Origin of the sequence: Trichocoleus sp. DQ-U1, assembly GCF_039961925.1 — a bacterium.
Classification (GTDB): domain Bacteria; phylum Cyanobacteriota; class Cyanobacteriia; order Cyanobacteriales; family FACHB-T130; genus FACHB-T130.
In genome coordinates this window covers 1-14,646 of record NZ_JAMPKB010000024.1, presented here as the reverse complement: position 1 = coordinate 14,646, position 14,646 = coordinate 1, and the positions used below count along the sequence as shown (strand labels likewise).

Sequence of the window (14,646 nt, the reverse complement as noted above, 5' to 3'; positions counted from 1 at the left end):
CTCAGATGGAACTGAACTTAGTTTTCCCATAAACCGAACTAAAAGTTGCCGCGATCGCACACTTAATGAATGTTTAGGGAACAGAGCCGACTTGCCAAATTTTAATGGTTCTGTCAAACCCCCCACTCGCCAGAGTTCGCCCGTCAGGACTAAAGGCAACCGATTTCACCCAATCGGAATGTCCGACCAGCAAAGCAATCAGTTCGCCCGTTCTCAAGTTCCACAAGCGGACTCCATCCTGACTCGCGGTAGCCATAACTTGTCCAGAAGGAGCGATCGCGATCGCCCGAATCCAACCTGTATGCCCTGAAAGGGTGTAAAGCAATCGTCCGCTATTAAAATCCCAAACTTTGATGGTGCGATCGTAGCTGCCACTGATCAGCGTACTTCCATCCGGCGTGAACGCTAAAGTACTGATTGCACCGCTATGTCCCGACAATGAGTCAAGAAATCTTCCATTCTGGAGATCCCAGACCTTAATCGCAGTATCTTTGCCGCCGCTTGCTAGAATCTCCCCATTGGGATTTGGGGCAACTGCATAAGTTTGGTTATCGAAACGCACCAGGTTGTAAATCGGGCGCTGCGTTCTCAAATTCCAGACTCGAATCCCATCCAAAGCACCCGTCACCAGCATTTCACTATCCGAGGTAATCGCCGCTGACAGAATATTACTCGTATGATCCAGAAAAGTCCGGGTATATTTTCCAGTCTTCCAATTCCATAAATTCAGCGAGGAGTCATTGCTGCAACTCGCCAGAATTTCTGAATTAGGACTCATCGCAAGGGTCATCACTGCCTGACTATGCGCCCTGAGGCTACCCACTTCTTTCCAACTTCTCACCCACCAAAATTTTATTCTGCCGTCATTGTCGCTCCCCCCGCTGATGAGAAATTTTCCATCAGGGGTGAAGGTCAAGGAATCAATTGTCGCGTTGTGACCCTTGAGGGTGCGGAGGAGTTGAACGTTTCTCCAAGCTTCAGGAGGCAGGTTTTGGGCTGGGGCAGACGGAACAGCTTCAGCTTCCTGGATTATTGTTTTGGCGGCGGCTGGGAGAGGCTGACTGGCAAGGGCGAAACAATAAAAGCTAAAAGGTAAAAATGCAAAACTCAGAATTTTTTCTTTGTATAAATGCCTTTTGACTTTTGCCTTCCGAGCCGGAGGTTTCATGGTGCTGATTGAATATTGGGGCAGATAGTATGATCGATGTGGTGAGCGGGCGGTCGGTCTTGCCAACCAGAGATTAACCCTTCTAGCTCGCTCTTGAGGATTTCTAGCGATTCAATTTGTTCTGCGATCGCCTCTACTTTCGCGTGCAGAAGCTGCTTCAAGGCACCGCAGGGTAACTGCCCCCGATCGTGAACTGTTAAAATTTCTTGAATCTCGCTGAGAGTGAGTCCGAGTGCTTGCGATCGCTTGATGAATGCCAGCCGATTAACAATCTCACGATTAAAAAGACGATAGCCGGAAGGTGTCCGCTTCACCGTCGGTGCTAACAGACCAATATCTTCGTAATAGCGAATGGTTTTGACAGGCAGACCACTCCGAGCGGCAACTTCACCGATTTTAAGCCATTCAATTGAAACAGAAGTGCCAATCATGGTTTTCGGAAGCTCCCACCCAAAGGGTTACGGTTTTGGATGGTGTTTGGAGTTACTCAGCATGGGCAGGACAGGACGAGAGGTTGGGGGGGGAAGAAAGTGTTTTGCCGTTTGGGGGATTGGTTCGACTTCTTTACCCTGGGTTTGCCACCAACGCAGAGCGATCGCTGCCCCTACTGTCAACACTCCGAAACTAAACAAACCCCAGCTTTCATCTACGCCGCCAATCACTGCATCTACAGTACCAACGATTACCACAAAGCTGGAAATTGGCTCTTTACGATAGGCTGACTTTAAAAATCTAGGCCACAAAGCATTCATCACGACTTGCTCTATTCCGTTATTCTTTAATCTAATTTCAGGTTATCTCATTCAGGAGTCAGGAGTCAGGCGGCAGAAGTCAGAATCATTTTTGGATTCTAAACTTCATCCTTCATCCCACCCTTCGGCAAGGGCAGAACCCTACATCCTGTATCCTGAGACAAATTCTTGTACTTGTTGTGCTAGACCGAGGAAAGCCTGTACGGGTTGCCGATTCCGAAGGACTAGACAAAAGAAGAGCGCTTTTTTATTGCAAGCCCAGCCAGGATAGCACTCCTTGACCCGTGACATATTCAATGAGCACCATTAGCAAAAAGCCGATCATTGCGGCTCGACCATTCAATCGCTCTGCGTAATCATTGAAGCCTAACTTGGGTTCTTCCAGCTTAGGAGTGGTCGTAGGTTGAAGTTGTGTCATGGCTTTGGCAATCCTTGCCCCTTCAGAGGTTTACAATTCGTTATAGATTGTCTTCTATTGTAGAGGTGCTAAGCCTTGAGTCAAGAGCAAAGCAAACACAGTTGCTAATCAACCTCTTTGATCACCATGACTTCGGTCGCCTTGATCAGGGCACTCACTTCATCGCCAACTGAAATTTGCAGATTTTCTGCCGAACGACGAGTAATCACCGCATCAATTAAGTTATCTCCCACCTGAATTGTCACCTCGGCGAGGATATCACCCAGTTGAATCGCAGTCACTTTACCCCTGAGTTGATTCCGTCCGCTAATTTGCATCGTCATATTGGTGTTTCCAAATCCTTTGGATAAGGTAGCCGTCTTGATTGTTGCAGCATTTTTGTGAAGTAATCCGAAAATTTTTGGGACTCCTAAATAAATAAGTAATGATGGGGATCAGGGGCGAGAGAGAGTTTCAGGAATAAAGAGACTTCAGGAGTAAAGGGAGAGGGGAGCGATCGATACCTCATTCGATACCTCATTCCCGATCGGCTGCCCCTCCCGATCGATGCGCGAATTACCCAAACCAAAAACCGTTTTACTTGAGAAGTTGTCAGTCCAATTTCTCACTCGCTCCTTCAGGGAGGTAACTCCCAATGCAACAAGTCACCAGGTGTGGCACCTATAGTCAATTCAATAGATAGCCGAGCAATTTGAGGTATATAAATGGAAATTGGCGTTCCCAAGGAAACCAAAGATCGTGAATTTCGGGTAGGGTTAAGTCCTAGTAGCGTCCGGGTACTCAGTGAAAACGGTCACGCGATTTTTGTAGAATCCGCGGCTGGTAATGGTGCTGGCTTCTCTGATGAAGATTATATTCTTGCCGGGGCAAAAATTGTCCTAGAAGCGAAGGATGCTTGGAACCGAGAACTGGTGGTTAAGGTGAAAGAACCACTGAAGCCAGAGTACCAGTTTCTCCAGAAAGGGCAGATGCTGTTTACTTATTTGCACTTGGCAGCCGATCGGGGGTTGACCGAGCATCTGATTGATTGTGGCGTCAGCGCGATCGCTTACGAAACGGTAGAACTCCCCGATAGAAAATTGCCCCTGCTCACCCCCATGAGCATTATCGCCGGTCGCCTCTCCGTACAGTTCGGGGCACAGTTTTTGGAGCGCCATCAAGGAGGTCGGGGGATTCTTCTGGGCGGTATTCCCGGTGTCAGACCGGGTAACGTGGTGATTTTAGGCGGCGGTGTCGTTGGCACCGAAGCGGCTCGAATGGCGGTAGGACTGGGTGCCCGCGTCCAGATTTTGGATGTGAATGTCGAGCGGTTGGCGTATCTGGAAACCCTCTTTGGCTCCAGAGTTGAGCTGCTCTACAGTAACTCCCTGCAAGTAGAAGCGGTCGTTTCGGAAGCCGATTTACTTGTTGGGGCGGTTTTAGTTCCAGGGCGTCGCGCCCCTATCTTAGTCCCTCGGAAGTTGGTACAAAAAATGCATCCCGGTTCGGTAATTGTCGATGTGGCAGTCGATCAAGGCGGTTGTGTCGAGACCGTGCGACCAACGACCCACACCAATCCTATCTACATCGAGGAAGGCGTCGTCCACTACGGCGTCCCGAATATGCCGGGAGCCGTTCCCTGGACAGCAACTCAGGGACTGAACAACAGCACTTTACCCTACGTCCTGAAGCTGGCGAACCAGGGGATGAAAGCTCTAGAACTCGACCCGGCTTTAGCAAGGGGCATCAATGTACAGAATCACCGCCTGGTTCATCCTGCCGTCCGCGAAGTGTTTCCCGATTTAGCTGATTAACTGTGACATTACGGGTAAGGAAATAGGCGAGAGGTTGGTAGTGGGGCGATCGCGATCTGTGGCGTTCATGGTACAGCGATCGCCCCCAGCGTCCTCACGGCGTAGGCTGAGATTCACTCACCAAAATTGATTGCTCACTGGCAGGTTCGCCCTTGCTTGGGGGTTCGACTGGCTCACCAAAGGCGATCCGCAGAAACGGTGGAGCCAGAAATGTGGTCAGAATCACCATGATAATAATGGATACCTCTAACGGCTTATCCAGAACCCCACTCGCAGAACCGATTCCGGCAAACACTAGCCCGACTTCACCCCGTGGAATCATGCCAACTCCGATCGCGAGTCGATTAATTCCGGGCTGACCAAACACCGCCCAACCCGTCACTACCTTGCCGAGAATGGCAACTACCATCAAAAATGCGGCAATCAAAATTCCGGCACGATTCTCAGGCACCGTCGGATTCAACACGCCTAGATCGGCTCGCGCTCCCACCGTCACAAAGAAGATGGGTACCAGTAGATCGGCGATCGGTTTTACTAGTTCATCTAACTCATTACGGGCATCAGTTTCATCCAGAACCAAGCCAGCGGCAAAAGCACCCAAAATCGCTTCTAGATGAATCGCGCTGCCCAGAAATGCCATGAAAAAGGCAAAGATAAATGCTGGCATAACCACATTGCCACGGGTTTTGAATTTCTCCACAATCGCATTGAAGGTTTGGTTAAAGATGCCGCCCAACAAAATGGAACCGAGCAGAAACGCTGTTGCACTCACAATCAGGTAGATGACATTAGCAACATCAATCTCACCCGTTTTGGCTAAACTGGCGACAACAGCCAAGACAATGATTCCCAGGACATCATCAATCACCGCCGCACCAACAATGATTTGACCTTCTTTGGATTTAAGCTGTCCTAACTCAGACAACACTTTGGACGTAATTCCGATGCTGGTTGCCGTCAAAGCAGCGCCTGCAAAAATTGCTGGAATTGCAGGTGTGTGAAAGAACATCATCAAGCCAGCGGTACCAGCGGCAAACGGAACTGCCACCCCCACGCAGGCGACTATCGCAGCTTGAGAACCCACTTCTTTGAGTTGTTTGAGATCCGATTCCAGACCAATTTCAAATAGCAGAATAATCACGCCCAATTCAGCCAGCACTGAAATGACTTCACTCTGGGACTCATATACGCTCGTGAGGGCTGCGGGAGACAGATGATTAATCCATTGCAGCACGGTCATCACCGCTGAATCTGAGGCTGACAGTCCACTTTCGGGAAAGATGATCAGGTGTAAAGCAGATACCCCGACAACCACCCCTGCCACCAGTTCACCCAGAACGGGTGGAAAATCAAATCGTTTAGCCGCTTCCGCGCCGAGTTTACTGGCGATATAAATCACGACTAAACTCAGCAGAACTCCAGCCAGAACAATCGGTGAATTTTCTGCCTCTACCGTTGCTAACAAGGGCATGGGAGCAATCAGAGATGCCATCCCAGAACTTAAAGCTGTCATTGTATGGTTCAAAAACATGGGTTAGGTTTTGGTGGTAAAAATGAATCAAACCTTATTTGAATGGGAGGCAATTGATTGCCAGCTAGTTTTCTGACGCATTAGATCGCCTCGATTCATCAAACCTCCAAACAGGTGAATTAGGCAACTATCTCTTTGCGGTAAACCAGATCAACCGCTTGACGCAGGGCTTCAGTGCGATCGCTTAAGATATGCGCTGGGTTCACCAGATCAAACAGTCCTAACTTTTGCAAGCGGTGCTGAATTTTCTCACTGGCACCGACGATATAGACTTCTAACCCCTTATCGTGGGCATCGCGAATCGCATTTTCGATCGCCAGTGAAGCTGTTACCCCCAGTATGGGTACATCGCTGAGATCCATCACCAACGCATCGGCTTCCTTCATGGCATTGTGTTCGCGTGCGATCGCTTTCGACAAGCCAAAAATCATTGGGCCACTCAGGTAAAACAGCAAGACGCGCCCGTTGCCTTTATCCAGCAGTTGCTTCTGCTCATCGCTCAACCGAACGTCATCATCTGTATCGGTAATCAACTTGACTTCCTTGGATTGCAAATTGCTCAACCGTTCAATGGTGAGGATATTGGCAATAAACACACCCACACCCACACCCACTGCCACGATTAGATCCACAAACACCGTCAAGAGCAACACCCCATACACGATCGGGGAACCCTTGAGGGATACTTTGTGCGATCGTGCGATCGCTTCAAGAAGCTCCAGTCGAGAATATCTATCCCTACCTTCAGAGCAATCCCCGCTAACACTGCCATCGGAATCGGTTCAGTCAGTCTGGCAGCGCCCAAAACGCCGGGGTCATGACCCGGCTTTTTGTGTCTACGTCGTCTCGATTCAACAGCCGTCTGGTCCACAGAAACTGTGCCCGTACAGTACCTCCGCGTCACAGATATAGATCATGCCCGCAAAATCGAGGAAAAACTTTATTGCGACCTGATCCGCAATATTCTCGGCCATATCCCGATCCGGGGTGAGCACCTCGAATTTTATATTCGCATTGGTGTCAGAAACGCTGGGTTGTCCCGTCGAGCGCACGTTGCGACTGCCTTTACCGCCAGTTTCTAGAACCGTATAACCGGTTGCCCCGGCTTCTTCGATGATATTGGCGATCTTTTTCAGCAGAATCTTTTCCGTGACGATGACGAGCTTTTTGGCTGGCTTTGCCATGTTGGTTACCTCCTTACCGTAATTGATCTTATATATTGAGTCGCTTGGTCTGCCGGGTCAAGGGAGGGCCGACAGACCGCGACCCGTCTGGGATTAGCTGCCGCCTATCCCGCCTATCGCCTGGGCGAGTCCGAGGAAGAGCGGTATTGCCAAGCCAATCGCAATGGGTGTACCGATGGCTGTGGATGCGCCGATGTAGGCGGAGGGATTGGCCGACGGAATCCCGGCTCGCAACGTGGGCGGACCTGAGATGTCTGAACTGGAGGCGGCGATGACGGCCAGGATCACAACACCGCCCAGGCTGAATCCCGTGGCGTAGTGGGCAATCATGCCGAGACCGAAGGCGATGAACCCATGCACCAGCGGTGCCACAACGCTATACACGACGTACCACTGGGCTACCTTGCGCAGTTCGCCAAGTCTTGACCAAGCCTCCATACCCATGACCAGCATCAAGATCGAAAGCAAGCCGCGGAAGAGGGGGTCGTAGAAGCTTTTATAGACACTTTCCGGCTGGGTGAACAGGCCAAGAGCAATGCCGAGCAACATTGCCGATAGGGCAGGACCCTGGAGGCTTTCCTTCACGATCGGCCATATTTTGACCCGATTATTCGCAGACTGCTGCTTTCTGAGATACTCTTGTCGGCTGCTGGGATAATCTTCCTGATTGGGATAATCGCCTGCTGCAACGGGCTGCTTGCTGAGAGACTCCTGCTTGCTGAGAGACTCGTCTGCTGCCCTACGCTTCTTCTTGTGGTTGAGATAAATGTTGGCCACCACAATCGCCGTTACGAGCGCTGGGATATCCATGAAGGGATAGAGTGCGGCAGCCCATGCCTCGTATGGCATTTTTTGTTCTTCCAGTAGCGTCAGGGCGGCAGCCATGGTAGAGCCACTCACAGCACCAAACAATCCCCCGGTCGCAATCGCATCCACGGTGTTGACCTTCGGCAGCTTGGCTAACGTATAGCGTGCGATGAATACAACAAGAATCCCTACTGCTACAGCAAACGCTGCAGGTAACACCATCTCCGTTAGGTTAGAATTGCGGATCGCCTGACCACCGGTCAGACCGATTTTCATGAGCAGCATAAAGACGATGATCTGATTAATCGCCTCTGGAATTACCAATTCGCTACCAAGGGCGGCAATGACCATACCACCAATCAAAAACCCAAGTGTTGGGGACTGCAACTGCTTAACGAAGTCCATTAAAAACAAGGACAAAAAATCCACGAATACCTCCTTATGCCTCCTCGGATGAGGAGTATTGCAATAAATGAACTAAAGAAACTTTAAAGAGTTAAAGAGAGAACGAACTAAACGGTAAATGCCATCGCCAAACCATTGTCTGGATTGCTGGCTGTGAGTCCTGCCACAATCGCAGTCATCACCACGGTCATCGGTCCAGTTGGTTCAGAAATTAGCGTGGGAGTACCGCCAAATAACGCCGCAAAGAAGCCGACGAAAACAGCACCATACAGACCACCGATTGGTCCGACCCCGGAGGCAACCCCGAAAGCTAGGGCAAGGGGTAACGATACAATGGCAGCCGTGACACCTCCGAAGATATCGCCTCGCACATTGTTAAAACTAATACGATTGGTAATTGACATGGAACAGTGACAGACAGAATAGTAGGACAGTCCTGGATTTGAACGATTGAGCGATCGCAAGACAAAAATTTTGCCTTTTTAATGGAATCAGCAATAGTAGAACCGAGCAGATTTAAATAAATATCTGCCTGCATGTCCTCAGAGACTCAAAACTTTTAGCTGATTAAATTCTTTAATGTTTTTTACTATACGCTAGTGTAAATACGAATACTCGCTTTCTAATCAATAAAACAGTCGATTTTTCATTGAAATTTCTTAGCCTTTCCATAGATTAGAGCAAGCAACCCATCGCTTATCGCTGAGAATAGGCGATTGCCACTATCGCGATTGCGCTAGTAACACTCTGCCAAGCATCTGTCAACCGCTATCTAAATTCATAGGTTATGCCTTTTTACCTAGGGCGATCGCAGGGTGAGACAATTTAATTAGTGGAAGATGTAGGAAAGATTTCAGTAACTTTCTGAATATGCCTGCAAAACTCTCTGGGCCATACCAACCTCTTCTTCTTCGTATTCTGCATGGCTTTACTGGTCTTTTCGTAATTGCCGCGATTTTGACCGCATATTGGACATACGATGTCTACGACGGGCGATGGGGAAGAATTCCCTTGCCTGAGTTAAAGGAAATAGAAGGAATTCATGGCACGTTTGGGCTATATGCCTTACTTGTATTTCCTCTATTTGCTCTATATGCTTTCCATCGTGGACACAAAAGACTTATCCAGCAGGATTTTGTGGCAAAACTTGGACAGTTGGGTAAACCTGTATGGTGGTACACGCTGCATCGAGTTATTAACACCCTTGCTATCTTGGCACTGACTTTTGCCGTTTTCTCTGGCAAGATGATGGATGAAAATTGGTTGCCAAGGGGAGAGCTTAATCATGGTTGGTATTATGCTCACCTCATTTCATGGGTAGTGATGGTTGTCTGTATCGCCTTGCATCTCTTAATGAGTGCCAAGGTAGGAGGAATTCCCCTTCTCTTGTCAATATTAAGTTACCAGTTCCGCCCTAAAGATAGTCCCACTTTGTGGCGAGAAAATATTCTTCAATGGTGGTCTGGTTGGCAACCGACTTTTGCTAAAGAGTGGTTGAAACTGTCCTTTCCTCTCAAAGTTTTAGAGATTCTCGTGTTGATGAGCCTAACTGCTGCTTGGATTGTTCCACTCTTTAAGTAGCTGCATAATCTCTTACAACAATCCCCGATAATGAATAAAAACCAAAACAGCCGCCCAAGAACCCAACGCAACTTTTACGGCAACCAGAATATTGAGCAGGGGGATAACCCCGCCGCTGAAAAGTGCGCCCAACTCTCCGTGCGGTAATTCTAATCCGGCTAGAGTGATAACCGACAGGACAATGAAAATAAGAACGGAAACCTTCTCCCATGTCGCAGCGTGCCAGCGCTTGTAGATTTCCTGCATCCACTCCGTTGATGAGGTAATCGCAACAAGACCGATCGCCGTTCCACCCGCCACTCCAGCCGCAAAACCACCGCCGGGACTCAGATGCCCCCGAATCGCCAGTTCGATACCCACTAACGCGGCAATGGTTGCTCCCAGACGCGCCATAATAATCGAGGGTTGATCGGTGAACTGATAGATCGCGCAGAATGGTCGTTCATTCGCCAGCAAATAGTGGGCACCCATTACCGCGATCGTAAATACCACCACTTCAAAGATCGTGTCATACAGCCGATTCCTGAGAATGACAGCCGTAACTGCATTAGGTACTCCACTTTCTTGTACAAGCGTTTGGACGATCGAGAGCGATAAGTCCGGTGCCGGATTGGGCATAACCAGGAATTTGACGAACAGCGCGATCGCCGCTGCAATGTAAACCCATTTCATTTATGTTCCTCCCCTGAGTCTGGTGCATTTACATAGGTTAGGCTTGTCGCTGGTGACGAAAGTTCGGTTCGCATGATGTCATAGAGGCGTCGAACCCTAGTTGTGGTGTGATAGGGTTGCTGTTCGTCCTCACTCGCTACAAGGTCTTGATTATCGTAGTCTCGTCTGGCACAGGCGGCATGAACTTCTTTGTCCATCAGCGCCCGGTGCAAAGCCTGCGTATTCGTGTACGGGATTACCTCAAGACGCATATAGTGTTTGCCGAAAATTGTTCGTAAGTCATCCATCAGTTGCCCTAAATGGGACTCGTCATCTGTCTTGATCGCCCCGTCTTCGAGTACACCAAGACGCATCACCAGGGATGAACGCACTGCGATCGCATAGAGAGTAATCGCAAGCAGAGTCCCCATCAAGGCTTGCGTCAAAGCCACATCCGCTGCCCCCAAAACCGCAAATACCAATGTCGCCACCGCTCCCGATATTCCCTGAATTACCAGGGCATGGTAAGGATTGGTCTGAAGTAACAGCATGAGCGAGGACAACGGCAGCAGGGCGGTTATGACATAGATATAGCTATCATTCATGATTGATTCCCTCCACTACTGGCACCGTATGCCAACACATACCCCAGCACTGTATTCCAGATTGCTAAGGTGATAATGCCAAGGATGAGCAACGGCCATTCGCTAGGTACTTTCGGAAGCAGCAGTCCGACCATGATCAGCATCGAGCCGAGCGTATCTGCAACCGAAAGAGTATGCAGCTTGAATAATACCGAGCGATCGCCGATTAAGGGAAAGGTTCCCCAAAACCAGAAGAAAATTCCTATACCGATGCAGGCGTAACTAAGTGCGGTGATCATACTTCATTCAGGCGTTTAAGAATTTGTGCCAACAACATTAATCCGGCATTACCCACACTCAGGATGATGACTCCTACAACACCGAGCATCCAATCATCCCGTAAGACCGATACCACCAGGAGTATGATTGATGCCTTGGTGGCGACACTGGCAAATGCCAACATCTTCTGCCAGATATCCTCATCCTGCCAAGCCTCGTACATGGGTATGAGCAGAGCCAGAATCATTGCAACCAGTGCCAAGTTCAGTGCCAAGTTCATGCCTTTCTCCTCCGTCGTACCCAGTGGACTTCGTACCAGCCATTCTCGTGGTACTTCAAGACAATGCTTGTGGGCGTAAAGGTGATCAGAAATATATCCAGGAAGATGAGTCCAGGTGTCCGTCCGGGTTTGACTTGTTCCATCGTCACCTCTTCGTAATTATGGGGACGGAGGATCATTTCAAAGGCTTCCTTATATGCCTGCGGAATTGCCACGAGGGTTTCCCACAGCGCCCGTAGCCAGTCCTTTAATGCGCCTGGGGCTTTGGGACGCCCCGGTAATAGAAGTGCGATGCTGATGCCGATGATGATATTTGCCACACTCAGATTGGCGGTGAGCAAAAACCAGATGGCCAGTCGCAATATCAGATTCAGATACCCAATCATGCCATCACCATCCAAAAGAGCAGGATTAACATTAGACTCATCCCACCGATCAGATGCTCAAATTGCTCCATAACACGGGGCAGCTTGAGTACGGATCGTTTAAAAATCAAAAGATATGCCAACCAACCAATGCCGATAGTTGCCAGTGGTTTCACGATATTCTCAAGGCTATACGCCTCGTAATAGACAACGTTTGCCGCAAACAAGCCGCCGAGCAGCAGGCTCACTGCTAGCCAGAAACCGGGCTTTACTGCCTCCTCGCCGTCCGGTTTATGCGGCAAGAATATGAATTTGGCAAACGAGATGGCTGTTCCCAACGCCGCAACATTCATGGCGATCGCTTGCCAGGGCAGTAAATTTTTCGTCGTCAACACCTTCGCCCCAAAGCCAGACAACAAGGGAAAGCCTGAGATCGAGAAGCTGGCGATAACCAGAGCAATCCAGACCGTTGTATTGATCGGCTTGTGTTGCAGTTCCTTGAAGTTGCGGCTCGGTAAAGCGCCCGCAATCAGGAAGAGTGCCGATTTGACCAGTCCGTGAGTCAGTGCATAAAAGCCACCTACGACTGGCGCAGCGAGGATAAAGCCTAACTGCGAAACCGTATGAAACGCCAGCATCCGCTTGGCATCCTTTTCAAAGACAGCATAGAACACGCCTAGCAGGGCTGTCCCAACTCCGAAAATCCGGATGAGTGGATCGAGTTCATCCACCATTAGCGCACAACGCACTAGCGGATAGACTCCAGCTTTGACCACAACTCCCGACAGCAACGCCGATACTGGTGTCTCCGATTCAGAGTGGGTCAACGGTAGCCACAATCCCGATACAAAGATTCCCCCCTTAACCAAGAGTCCCAGAAATACAAGGGCTAGCGCCTCTGGAGGTGCCCCGCGCAAACTTGCAAAACTAAACGAATGATTGGTCTGATAGGCAAGCACCGCACCCACCAGATAAAACAGCATTGCCGTGTTGCTGATAAACAGATAGCGCAAGCCAACCCAAATCGAGCGATCGGTGCGAGTATAGGTAATCAAGAGAAACGCGGCAATCCCGCTCACCTCTAACGCCACGTATAAACTGATAAAGTCTGCACAGGCGAACGCGGCATTGAGGCTGCCATGCAAAATGATGGCTTGTGCATAAAAGAAAGTCGTCTTATCGCTGTGCCAACAGTAGAGAATGACTGCGGCTGTTACCAGCGCATTGGTCAAGATAAAGTAGCCGCTTAACTGATCGACTATTAATGTGACGCTGAAATGATCGAGTAACTCTAGTTTCAGTGGCGACTGTTCGACAAATAGCTGCAACGCATATGCAGCCGAAGCAAATGCCGTGAACAATGCGAGGGTTTTGTCAAGTTTGGGGAGCAGATAAATGGTGAACCCCAAGAAAAACGGTAGTGCGATCCATGCAAGGGTAATGGTAGTCATGGGGTATTGCTCTTCTCGATCTCGTTGGTTTCCAGGGTGGGATTATCCCGTGCCAACTTCATGACACCGACCAGCATTAAGCACTGAATCGAAAAGCCAATCACAATCCCTGTCAAGATGACTGCCTGGGGGACGGGATCGGCGTAAGCCCCTTTTGCCGCGTCTGAAATAATGGGTGTGAATAAGCCATCTCGCGATGCAATCAGCACGTAATAGGCGATAACGCCTGTGCTCATGACATCCATAGAGATGATCTTCATCACCAGGTTCTTTTTAAGGATGATGCCGAGAAATCCGCAGAATATTGTTGCGAAGACGAATGCTTCTAACACGGGAATTGCCTATGAGTAAATGCCTGTTAAATGGTGCTAAAAAATATATAGCACTTTTTAATAGTGCCGGAAAGTATTAACACTATTGAAAAGTGCCAGGGTAAACTATAGACTCATGCCACACTAACTTGTTGGTTTGAGCTTGCGATCGGGTAGGATAAAACACGCAGCAATAGCGGTATGACAGAATCGATTGGCAAATCAATGCTTAACCTCAGCCCTGGCTCGTCCACCGATACAGGTGGCGGCTTGCCAACGAGTCAAGGCGTGCTGCCAGAAGGTTTCTACACTTGGGAGCGGGACGCTAAAGCCGTGAATCTTGTGGATTTATCAGCACCGTTTCAATTAGTTGGGCGGCAAGGGCAATTCCAGCGAATTACGCAGGTTTTAGCGCGTGATGGCGACCTGCTAATTACTGGAGTGCCGGGAAGCGGACGGCGGACTCTGGTACGGCGCGCAGCTCAGGAAGTTGGAATTAAAATCGTGGAGGTTGACTGCATCCGGGTTACTGATGGTCAGCGCTTCGTGCAATTGCTGTGCGAGAGTATAGATCAGACGTTTCAAAGTGCAAATGCTCAAGCTTTCATCAGAGAGTGGATTGAACGCAAGGCATCTGAATTATTTGTCCTGAAAGATGAAGCAAGTGGCAGGCAGCGACTGAAACCCGTTCGCGCAGAGACTAAAGAGCAGCTTTGGCAAGCATTTGAAGCATTACTTTATCTTCTGCAACAGTTAGCGGAGTCTTCGGGGAAACGGGTGGTGCTGATTTTGGAAAGCTTCCCCCACATTCGCTCTTGGGATCGCAATGGAATGTGGGAAACGTTTTTGAGGAACGAGATTCAGCGTCAGACTCAGGTGAGTTATGTATTAATCGCCACGATCGCAGAAACTAGTCTTCATCCTGATGAACCAGGCAACAGCTTGGAAACCATGCAGTTGGCTCCCTTATCGGACGATGTTGTCGCTGCCTGGGTTCAGGCAGTTTTGCATGGCGAAGGGCTGACTTTCGATCCGCGATCGCAAGCGCTGGAACTGTTTGTCAATGCGGTGCAGGGACATTTAGGC

The 14,646-nt window shown here is 49.4% G+C and carries 19 protein-coding genes and 2 pseudogenes; 3 read left to right on the top strand and 18 right to left on the bottom strand.

The window, feature by feature from the left end:
- Positions 1-73: 73 nt before the first annotated feature.
- From NDI34_RS12255 to NDI34_RS12235, 5 genes are all read right to left on the bottom strand, one after another.
- Positions 74-1,168, bottom strand: a complete 1,095-nt coding sequence (locus NDI34_RS12255; RefSeq protein ID WP_190410954.1) for a WD40 repeat domain-containing protein — start codon at positions 1,166-1,168, stop codon at positions 74-76.
- Complete coding sequence (locus NDI34_RS12250; protein WP_190410953.1) at positions 1,165-1,599, bottom strand: heavy metal-responsive transcriptional regulator; 435 nt, start codon at positions 1,597-1,599, stop codon at positions 1,165-1,167. The genes NDI34_RS12255 and NDI34_RS12250 overlap by 4 nt, the downstream gene beginning before the upstream one ends.
- 27 nt (positions 1,600-1,626) lie before the next feature.
- Positions 1,627-1,920: a hypothetical protein gene (locus NDI34_RS12245; protein ID WP_190529254.1), complete on the bottom strand. Its 294-nt coding sequence runs from the start codon at positions 1,918-1,920 to the stop codon at positions 1,627-1,629.
- A 247-nt stretch (positions 1,921-2,167) separates the two neighbouring features.
- Positions 2,168-2,338 carry a hypothetical protein gene (locus tag NDI34_RS12240; RefSeq protein ID WP_190410951.1) on the bottom strand — a complete coding sequence of 57 codons (171 nt, stop codon included), beginning with the start codon at positions 2,336-2,338 and terminating at the stop codon, positions 2,168-2,170.
- A gap of 104 nt (positions 2,339-2,442) precedes the next feature.
- Positions 2,443-2,661 carry a TOBE domain-containing protein gene (locus NDI34_RS12235; RefSeq protein ID WP_190410950.1) on the bottom strand — a complete coding sequence of 73 codons (219 nt, stop codon included), beginning with the start codon at positions 2,659-2,661 and terminating at the stop codon, positions 2,443-2,445.
- 381 nt (positions 2,662-3,042) lie between these two features.
- Between NDI34_RS12235 and ald the strand changes: the two genes are divergently transcribed.
- On the top strand, positions 3,043-4,131 hold the full coding sequence (gene ald, locus NDI34_RS12230; RefSeq protein WP_190689918.1) for an alanine dehydrogenase: 1,089 nt from the start codon (positions 3,043-3,045) through the stop codon (positions 4,129-4,131).
- Here the strand turns inward: ald and NDI34_RS12225 are convergent.
- The 6 genes and pseudogenes from NDI34_RS12225 to NDI34_RS12200 all read right to left on the bottom strand — a co-directional run.
- A complete protein-coding gene (locus NDI34_RS12225) occupies positions 4,120-4,248 on the bottom strand; it encodes a hypothetical protein (RefSeq protein WP_277878942.1) in 129 nt (42 codons plus the stop codon). The two genes, ald and NDI34_RS12225, sit on opposite strands and share 12 nt — an antisense overlap.
- Complete coding sequence (locus tag NDI34_RS12220) at positions 4,226-5,662, bottom strand: cation:proton antiporter (protein ID WP_190987032.1); 1,437 nt, start codon at positions 5,660-5,662, stop codon at positions 4,226-4,228. Before NDI34_RS12220 ends, NDI34_RS12225 begins: the two co-directional genes overlap by 23 nt.
- Positions 5,663-5,781: 119 nt before the next feature.
- Positions 5,782-6,470 (bottom strand): annotated as a pseudogene (locus NDI34_RS12215) (STAS domain-containing protein); the annotation flags it as partial.
- A 43-nt stretch (positions 6,471-6,513) separates the two neighbouring features.
- Complete coding sequence (locus NDI34_RS12210; protein ID WP_190987031.1) at positions 6,514-6,846, bottom strand: hypothetical protein; 333 nt, start codon at positions 6,844-6,846, stop codon at positions 6,514-6,516.
- Between the two features lie 93 nt (positions 6,847-6,939).
- Positions 6,940-8,082, bottom strand: coding sequence for a sodium-dependent bicarbonate transport family permease (locus tag NDI34_RS12205; RefSeq protein ID WP_190987030.1), 1,143 nt, complete (start codon positions 8,080-8,082; stop codon positions 6,940-6,942).
- A gap of 86 nt (positions 8,083-8,168) precedes the next feature.
- A pseudogene (locus NDI34_RS12200) lies at positions 8,169-8,462 on the bottom strand (SulP family inorganic anion transporter); the annotation flags it as partial.
- Positions 8,463-8,928: 466 nt separating this feature from the next.
- Here NDI34_RS12200 and NDI34_RS12195 point away from each other — a divergent pair.
- Positions 8,929-9,639 carry a cytochrome b/b6 domain-containing protein gene (locus NDI34_RS12195; RefSeq protein WP_190987029.1) on the top strand — a complete coding sequence of 237 codons (711 nt, stop codon included), beginning with the start codon at positions 8,929-8,931 and terminating at the stop codon, positions 9,637-9,639.
- 12 nt (positions 9,640-9,651) lie between these two features.
- On the opposite strand, the gene NDI34_RS12190 is transcribed toward NDI34_RS12195, so the two are convergent.
- The 7 genes from NDI34_RS12190 to NDI34_RS12160 are packed head-to-tail and all read right to left on the bottom strand — an operon-like array spanning position 9,652 to position 13,581.
- Positions 9,652-10,311, bottom strand: coding sequence for a Na(+)/H(+) antiporter subunit B (locus tag NDI34_RS12190; protein WP_348232784.1), 660 nt, complete (start codon positions 10,309-10,311; stop codon positions 9,652-9,654).
- On the bottom strand, positions 10,308-10,895 hold the full coding sequence (locus NDI34_RS12185) for a DUF4040 domain-containing protein (protein ID WP_348232783.1): 588 nt from the start codon (positions 10,893-10,895) through the stop codon (positions 10,308-10,310). The genes NDI34_RS12190 and NDI34_RS12185 overlap by 4 nt, the downstream gene beginning before the upstream one ends.
- Positions 10,892-11,173 carry a monovalent cation/H(+) antiporter subunit G gene (locus NDI34_RS12180; protein ID WP_348232782.1) on the bottom strand — a complete coding sequence of 94 codons (282 nt, stop codon included), beginning with the start codon at positions 11,171-11,173 and terminating at the stop codon, positions 10,892-10,894. The genes NDI34_RS12185 and NDI34_RS12180 overlap by 4 nt, the downstream gene beginning before the upstream one ends.
- Positions 11,170-11,421 carry a hypothetical protein gene (locus tag NDI34_RS12175; RefSeq protein ID WP_348232810.1) on the bottom strand — a complete coding sequence of 84 codons (252 nt, stop codon included), beginning with the start codon at positions 11,419-11,421 and terminating at the stop codon, positions 11,170-11,172. The genes NDI34_RS12180 and NDI34_RS12175 overlap by 4 nt, the downstream gene beginning before the upstream one ends.
- An 8-nt stretch (positions 11,422-11,429) precedes the next feature.
- Positions 11,430-11,819: a Na+/H+ antiporter subunit E gene (locus NDI34_RS12170; RefSeq protein WP_190666830.1), complete on the bottom strand. Its 390-nt coding sequence runs from the start codon at positions 11,817-11,819 to the stop codon at positions 11,430-11,432.
- Positions 11,816-13,249: a cation:proton antiporter gene (locus NDI34_RS12165; protein WP_348232781.1), complete on the bottom strand. Its 1,434-nt coding sequence runs from the start codon at positions 13,247-13,249 to the stop codon at positions 11,816-11,818. The genes NDI34_RS12170 and NDI34_RS12165 overlap by 4 nt, the downstream gene beginning before the upstream one ends.
- The gene (locus NDI34_RS12160; RefSeq protein ID WP_190410940.1) at positions 13,246-13,581 is read right to left on the bottom strand and encodes an NADH-quinone oxidoreductase subunit K; all 336 of its coding nucleotides are present in this window, start codon (positions 13,579-13,581) and stop codon (positions 13,246-13,248) included. The genes NDI34_RS12165 and NDI34_RS12160 overlap by 4 nt, the downstream gene beginning before the upstream one ends.
- Positions 13,582-13,761: 180 nt before the next feature.
- Here NDI34_RS12160 and NDI34_RS12155 point away from each other — a divergent pair.
- Positions 13,762-14,646: AAA family ATPase (locus tag NDI34_RS12155; protein ID WP_348232780.1), on the top strand; the 885-nt coding region annotated here is incomplete at its 3' end.

Bases quoted from the DNA above. Each gene is read 5' to 3' on its own strand.
- NDI34_RS12220 (WP_190987032.1), bottom strand. From the start codon at position 5,662: ATGTTTTTGAACCATACAATGACAGCTTTAAGTTCTGGGATGGCATCT.
- NDI34_RS12165 (WP_348232781.1), bottom strand. From the start codon at position 13,249: ATGACTACCATTACCCTTGCATGGATCGCACTACCGTTTTTCTTGGGG.
- NDI34_RS12210 (WP_190987031.1), bottom strand. From the start codon at position 6,846: ATGGCAAAGCCAGCCAAAAAGCTCGTCATCGTCACGGAAAAGATTCTG.
- NDI34_RS12235 (WP_190410950.1), bottom strand. From the start codon at position 2,661: ATGACGATGCAAATTAGCGGACGGAATCAACTCAGGGGTAAAGTGACT.
- NDI34_RS12255 (WP_190410954.1), bottom strand. From the start codon at position 1,168: ATGAAACCTCCGGCTCGGAAGGCAAAAGTCAAAAGGCATTTATACAAA.
- NDI34_RS12180 (WP_348232782.1), bottom strand. From the start codon at position 11,173: ATGATCACCGCACTTAGTTACGCCTGCATCGGTATAGGAATTTTCTTC.
- NDI34_RS12185 (WP_348232783.1), bottom strand. From the start codon at position 10,895: ATGAATGATAGCTATATCTATGTCATAACCGCCCTGCTGCCGTTGTCC.
- NDI34_RS12190 (WP_348232784.1), bottom strand. From the start codon at position 10,311: ATGAAATGGGTTTACATTGCAGCGGCGATCGCGCTGTTCGTCAAATTC.
- NDI34_RS12245 (WP_190529254.1), bottom strand. From the start codon at position 1,920: ATGAATGCTTTGTGGCCTAGATTTTTAAAGTCAGCCTATCGTAAAGAG.
- ald (WP_190689918.1), top strand. From the start codon at position 3,043: ATGGAAATTGGCGTTCCCAAGGAAACCAAAGATCGTGAATTTCGGGTA.
- NDI34_RS12170 (WP_190666830.1), bottom strand. From the start codon at position 11,819: ATGATTGGGTATCTGAATCTGATATTGCGACTGGCCATCTGGTTTTTG.
- NDI34_RS12195 (WP_190987029.1), top strand. From the start codon at position 8,929: ATGCCTGCAAAACTCTCTGGGCCATACCAACCTCTTCTTCTTCGTATT.
- NDI34_RS12240 (WP_190410951.1), bottom strand. From the start codon at position 2,338: ATGACACAACTTCAACCTACGACCACTCCTAAGCTGGAAGAACCCAAG.
- NDI34_RS12250 (WP_190410953.1), bottom strand. From the start codon at position 1,599: ATGATTGGCACTTCTGTTTCAATTGAATGGCTTAAAATCGGTGAAGTT.